The organism is Methanocrinis sp. (genome assembly GCF_049974945.1).
Lineage (GTDB): Archaea > Halobacteriota > Methanosarcinia > Methanotrichales > Methanotrichaceae > Methanocrinis.
In genome coordinates this window covers 1-6,144 of record NZ_JBNGCU010000052.1, presented here as the reverse complement: position 1 = coordinate 6,144, position 6,144 = coordinate 1, and the positions used below count along the sequence as shown (strand labels likewise).

General features: G+C 55.6%; 4 protein-coding genes. 3 read left to right on the top strand and 1 reads right to left on the bottom strand.

The features are described 5' to 3' along the window. A partial coding sequence (locus ACP5EL_RS06485) for an APC family permease (RefSeq protein ID WP_428401694.1) occupies positions 1-1,224 on the bottom strand: 1,224 nt, incomplete at its 3' end. Positions 1,225-1,252: 28 nt separating this feature from the next. Between ACP5EL_RS06485 and ACP5EL_RS06480 the strand changes: the two genes are divergently transcribed. From ACP5EL_RS06480 to ACP5EL_RS06470, 3 genes are all read left to right on the top strand, one after another. After that, positions 1,253-2,935 (top strand): TrkH family potassium uptake protein, encoded by a 1,683-nt coding sequence (locus ACP5EL_RS06480; protein ID WP_428401692.1) that lies wholly within the window; start codon positions 1,253-1,255, stop codon positions 2,933-2,935. Positions 2,936-3,030: 95 nt separating this feature from the next. Next, positions 3,031-4,581, top strand: coding sequence for a TrkH family potassium uptake protein (locus ACP5EL_RS06475; protein WP_428401691.1), 1,551 nt, complete (start codon positions 3,031-3,033; stop codon positions 4,579-4,581). 34 nt (positions 4,582-4,615) lie between these two features. Continuing rightward, entirely contained in the window at positions 4,616-5,494 is an 879-nt protein-coding gene (locus ACP5EL_RS06470; protein WP_428401690.1) for an ion transporter, read from the top strand. Positions 5,495-6,144 lie beyond the last annotated feature (650 nt).

Here is a 6,144-nt window from a genome sequence, read left to right as displayed (position 1 = left end):
CGACCCCAGGAGGATCGCGGCCTCGTCCAGGTGGAAGATGAGAAAGATGCAGCTCAAAATCCCCAGGACCGGCAGGACGGGAACCCATCCTATTCTCAGCGGCACCCGGAAGGGCCGGGGCCGGTCGGGGTCCTTGTGTCTCAGATAGATCAGGCTCGCGTTGATGACGACGAAGGTCGCAAAGAGGATGAAGTCGTTGGCGCTGGCGGCGAAGGCTATGTCGCCGGAGAAGACGAAGACCATCGACAGCAGCATGACGACCAGGATCGCGACCCAGGGAGTCCTCCTTTTCGGATGGACCCTCGCGAGAAGGGCGGGCATCGAAGACGACTCGGCCATGCCGTAGGCGATCCTGGAGGCTGCGAGGAGCATCAGCAGGACGGTGTTGGCGGTGGCGAATAGAGCTATCGCCGAGATGACCACGAAGGCGTCGGAGCCCAGGGCCTCGGCCGCCACCTCGGAGAAGGGGGCCTGGGAGGCGGCGAGAGTCTCCCAGGAGACGACGGAGACGACGCTCACCGCCACCAGCATGTAGAGGATGATGGTGACGGCGAGGGCCAGAATCAGGGCCAAAGGCACGTTCCTCTCGGGCTCTCTCGTCTCCTCGGAGAGCTTCACCATCTCCTCAAAGCCCATGTAGGCGAAGAAGATCAGGGCCGCCGCCTCGAAGACGCCGTTGAATCCGAAAGGCATCTCGAAGTAGTCTACGCTCCCCAGGTGAGGCAGTCCGATGTAGATCACCATCAAAAGGCCCGCCGTCTCGATGAGGGTGAAGACGATGGCAAACCAGGCCGAGATCTTGATCCCCCAGAGGAGGACGATGGAGAGGACGAGGAGGAGGAGAAGGGCCGATGGAAGGACGGGAAAGCCGGTCAGGGCGAGGAAGTAGCCGCCAAAGCCCAGGGCCACGGTCGCCGCCCCTATGACCCCGCTGAAGATGATCAGCCAGCCGACGACGAAGGCGAGCTTCCGCCCGAAGGCTCGGCTGGTGTACTCGTACTCGGCGCTGGCCCTCGGAAAGATCGAGGAGAGCTCGGCGTAGCTGAGGCCGGTGAATACGGCGATCAGGGCCGCCATGACGAAGGCGAGCCAGACCGAGTTTCCTGCCATCCCCGCGGCCTTCCCGATCAGAGCGTAGATCCCGGCCCCGAGGATTATCCCCACGCCGGAGAGGGTCACCTCGAAGAGTCCCAGCTCGCGCTTCAGATCCGTCTTCTCCTCCATGATATCTGGCCATGATGGAGGCGGTCTCGTGAAAAGAGTTTCGGTAAAAGGTTGGAAGCAAAACCGAGGGAGGTTGGATCCGGGGCCATTCTTTTATATATATCCAGGAGACTGGAATGGACCTGAGCCTATGAGTGCGAGGATAGCTATCCATACCCTGGGTTTGCTGATGATCATTCTCGGGGCCTTGATGCTGGTTCCTGCGGCCGTCTCGGTCATTTACGCAGAGCCCTCGGGGGTGGCGGCGTTCCTTTTATCCTCCATGCTGACACTGGCCGCTGGCTATGCGATGAGGCGTCTAGGCTGCAGTGGGGATGTCGAGCATAGCGACGCCTTCCTGATCGTCACATTAGGCTGGCTTCTGGCAGCCCTCTTTGGGGCCCTTCCCTTCGTTCTTCTCGGCATGGGCTTCGTAGACTCCCTCTTCGAGTCGATGTCCGGGTTTACCACGACGGGTGCGACGATCCTCACCGACTACGACTCTAAAGGTTACTGGATAGTAAACCCCGACGCTGCGAGCGTATGCGTGGCATCGGGTGTTATCGATGCCCTGAGCCGCCTCTTTGCTGGAGATTCTGCTACAATCGCCGCACTCATCGATGGCGAGATCGGAGACAGGACCTACTTGGGCCTCCTCTTCTGGAGGTCTTTCACCCAGTTCCTCGGCGGCCTTGGAATAATCCTGCTATTCATTGCGATCCTTCCCCAATTGGGCGTTGCCGGAAGGCAGCTATATTATGTGGACTCGTCCAGACTCACAAAAGAGACCATAACCCCCAGGGTTAAGGATACGGCGAGGATATACTGGGGCATTTACCTCCTGATGGTGGGGCTGGAGACTTTCATGCTCTCATTGGCGGGGATGCCCGTCTACGATTCTCTCCTGACCGCCTTTACGACGATAGCGACCGGCGGCTTTTCTCCCCAGGCCTCGGGGATCGTCGCCTACTCCAGCCTTCCGATCGAGGCTATAGCCATGCTCTTTATGCTTCTTGGAGCGACGAGCTTCAACCTCCACTACAACTTTCTCTATAGAGGCTCGCTTTCGGCTTATGCGAGGGATTCAGAGTTCAGGTTCTTTCTCTACATACTTGCGTCGTCAATCGTCCTGATCCTTGTGGCCGGAGGGATAGAGGGAGACGTTCTCCACAGGCTGAGGATCGTGAGCTTCCAGGTCGTCTCCACGATGACGACCACCGGATTTACAAACAACTTCAGCTACGATACGTGGCCCGTCGCATCTGGTATGGTCCTTCTTGTTCTGATGCTGGTGGGCGGTTGCGTCGGCTCAACGGGCGGGGCGATAAAGGTTGCACGCATACTTCTGATCTTAAAGTACGGCAAAAGAGAGCTCATCGAGATGATTCACCCCAGGGCGGTAAAGCCGATAAAGATGACTAAGGCCACCATTCAGGAAGATATCATCCGCTCGATACTCTTCTTCGCCCTTCTCTATCTGATCGTCTTTTTCTGTGCATCTCTGGCTATGGCGCTGACGGAGTCGGGAAATCCAGGATTTGATCTGATCTCGGCGGTTTCGGCGGTTGCAACCTGCATGGGAGGAGTCGGCCCTGGACTTGGCGAAGTCGCCTTTGACTTCAGCCATGTCACCCCAGTCGGCAAGATTATCGGGGTGATCTGCATGTACGTCGGAAGAATGGAGATTCTTCCGGTGCTGGTACTCTTCTTACCAGGTTTCTGGGATAAGTAGCTGCTGGATCGGCTTTTCGACAAAGTCTTGGAGAAAGCCTGATCACCGAGATCGACTGGAAAAACTAAAAACATTATAGATCTCTAGGATAGTAGATGAAATTCAAGCTAGTACTTCACAACCTGGGGTCGTTGGCGATCATCCTGGGCGTTCTGATGCTGATCCCAGCCTTCGTATCCGTCGTCTACAGGGAACCCTCTGGTCTGGTCGCCTTCTCTCTGACGTATCTCGTGGCAGTAACCTTGGGCCTGGCCATGAGGCGGCTCGGCGTCGGGGAGGAGATGGGCCACAGGGAAGCCTTCGCCACCGTGGCCTTTGCATGGATCCTGGCGGCATCCCTCGGCGCCCTTCCCTACCTCCTCCTCGGCCTCTCTCCCATCGACGCCCTCTTCGAGTCGATGTCGGGGTTCACCACCGCAGGGGCGACGATATTGACGGATTCTGCCGCGGGCGGCTACTGGGTCCTGAGCGAGGCGCAGCTCGGCTCAAGCCCGGCCCGTCTCTTCGTCGATGAGTTCTCCGGCCTTGCCGTCATCTCTCCCGCCAGCGAGGAGACGATCTTCGGCCTCCTATTCTGGAGGTCTTTCACTCAGTTTCTGGGTGGTATGGGGATAATACTGCTATTCATAGCGATACTTCCTCACCTGGGGGTGGCGGGACGTGAACTCTATTCGGTGGAGGGGCTCGGCCTCACCAAGGAGGCACTAACGCCACGGGTGAAGAACACAGCCAAGATCTTCTGGAGGATATACCTGGGCCTGGTGGGGCTGGAGGCCCTTGCTCTGGTGGCCTTGGGTCTACCTCTATACGATGCCGTCTGTACAGCTTTCACAAGCCTGGCCACGGGCGGCTTCTCCCCTCGGGCCGATAGCATCGCCGCCTATGATAGCCCCCTCGTCGACGCCGTAGTCTGCGTATTTCTCCTGATCGGCGGGACGAGCTTTCTCCTCCACTACCGGATCCTCTTGAAGAGGGAGATCTCGGCACCGCTGAGAGATACCGAGTTTAAATTTTATATATTTATACTAATATTATCTATATTCATCCTCATGATCTGGGGCGGCATAGACGGGGACCTTTCGACGAGGTTCAGGTATTCGGCCTTCCAGGCTGCCTCCATCATGACCACCACCGGGTACGTGAACAACTTCAGCTACGACTCCTGGTCTCTGGCCGCAAAGCTCGCCCTGATAATCCTGATGCTGATAGGAGGGAGCACCGGCTCCACGGGTGGCGGGATAAAGGTGGGAAGGATTCTGATAATATTGAAGCACTTCCATAAAGAGCTGCTGCGAGTTCTACATCCTCATGCAGTGACCTCTGTGAATGTTGGCGAGATCGTCGTCCCCGAACATATACTTAGATCAGTCCAGGTTTATACCCTCCTCTATCTAATGATCTTTATTGGCGGGTCCCTGGTCTTTGCCATTACCGAGGCGGGGAACCCGAGCTTCGACGCCATATCAGCCATATCCGCCTCGGCCTGCACCTTGGGCGTGATCGGCCCAGGCTACGGGGTCGTGGCGGTCGACTTCAGCCAGATATCTCTTGGGGGGCGAGTTTTTGGGACGTTTCTGATGTACTTGGGACGGTTGGAGATAATCACAGTTCTGGTCTTCCTGGTGCCTGACCTATGGAAGAGATGACTGATATGGAAGTATGGAAGAGGTGACTTGAGGTTTGACCAGAAGCGATAACATAAAACCTGGGAATTTCCGAGAGACCGTCGAGTTCTACCTCATCGACTGCAGAACGCCCCTCGGCAGATCCATCGACATCACGATAATCTTATTGAACCTACTCGTCTGCGCCATCTTCGTCATCGAAACCTACGACATATCCGAGGCGGCGAGGGCCTTCCTCTGGAGGATCGAGCTCTTCGTCGTCGCCCTCTTCGTCCTCGAATACTTCGCCCGCCTCTACGGAGCGCCGAATAGGAAAAGGCAGCTTTTGGACCGATACAGCCTCATCGACCTTCTGGCGATCTTGCCAACGTTATTTCAGGCGACGTTCCCCATCTCCAGCCTCTCCCTCAACATCTCCTTCGTCAAGATGATCCGGGTCTTCAAGGTCTTCAGGATCTTTCGGTTCCTCCGATTCCTCACCGATCCGAACTTCTTCTTCGGGAGCGTATCCCTGGAGGTTCTGAAGGTGGTGAGGCTGGTGACGACGATCCTGATCATCTTCTTCGTCGGCTCGGGGATCTTTTACTACGTCGAAAGCCCCGCAAACGACGGGGTCAGAAACTTCGGCGACGCCTTCTATTTCACGGTGGTGGCCCTCAGCACCGTCGGCTTCGGCGACATCACCCCCGTCACCGAGGCCGGAAAATTGATCACGGTGATGATGATAATCTCGGGGATCATCCTCATACCCTGGCAGGCGAGCCAGATCGTCAAGGAGTGGATTTTGATATCAAAGAAGACGAACGTTCTCTGTCCCCAGTGCGGCCTCAGCGAGCACGATATCGATGCCGACTACTGCAAACGGTGCGGCCATTACCTCTACCATGAGAAGATCCCGGAGAAGAAAGTGGCGGAGGGGGACAGGTCCCCCTGAATTTGCCAGCAGGGTATCGGATTGGCTAAACCGATCTCATAGGCTTCTTGCTCAGCTCAGTCACTTCGCGAATCTTCTTTGCATCTCCAGACGAAGAAGACCTCCGAGGAACGATGACGGATCGTCTGGTTTAAGGGGCTATCCGCGATTTTATCCCTTCGGATAGGACCTTCCTTCCATCAAATCCTCTTTTATCGGGTCATAAGCATGGGAAATCGTATTTTCTAGACAATTTTTCCATTATCCTGATAAACAGAATAATTCGAATTTTGATAAGATAACCAATGATAATAAGGCATTTTCATCGGCTTAAACCCTCGGATCAACAGGTTTATTTACCTGGTATAGATATTGGCGATTTGGTAAACACATGACCGCGAATAACTTCGCAAAACACCTTGATGGTTATATTTCAAGGATTTTACCTGGATTAAAGCCATCAAAGCGAGATAAGTGCTGCTTTAGCCGCAGAAAGGATGTAATCAGATCATTTGAGGAGATGGAATGCGCCATCATCAGAATCGCACCTCTCTTTATGAGGAGTGAGGCCGATGTTTGATTCAGCCTGCGCTTCCAGCGTTAAAACCGATTTTGCGGCCGAATCCGCCGAAGATAAGCCGCCACAACGGGCCGAGACCGTCCATGAGCTT

Coding starts and splice junctions, on each gene's coding strand:
- ACP5EL_RS06475 (WP_428401691.1), top strand. CDS start 3,031: ATGAAATTCAAGCTAGTACTTCACAACCTGGGGTCGTTGGCGATCATC.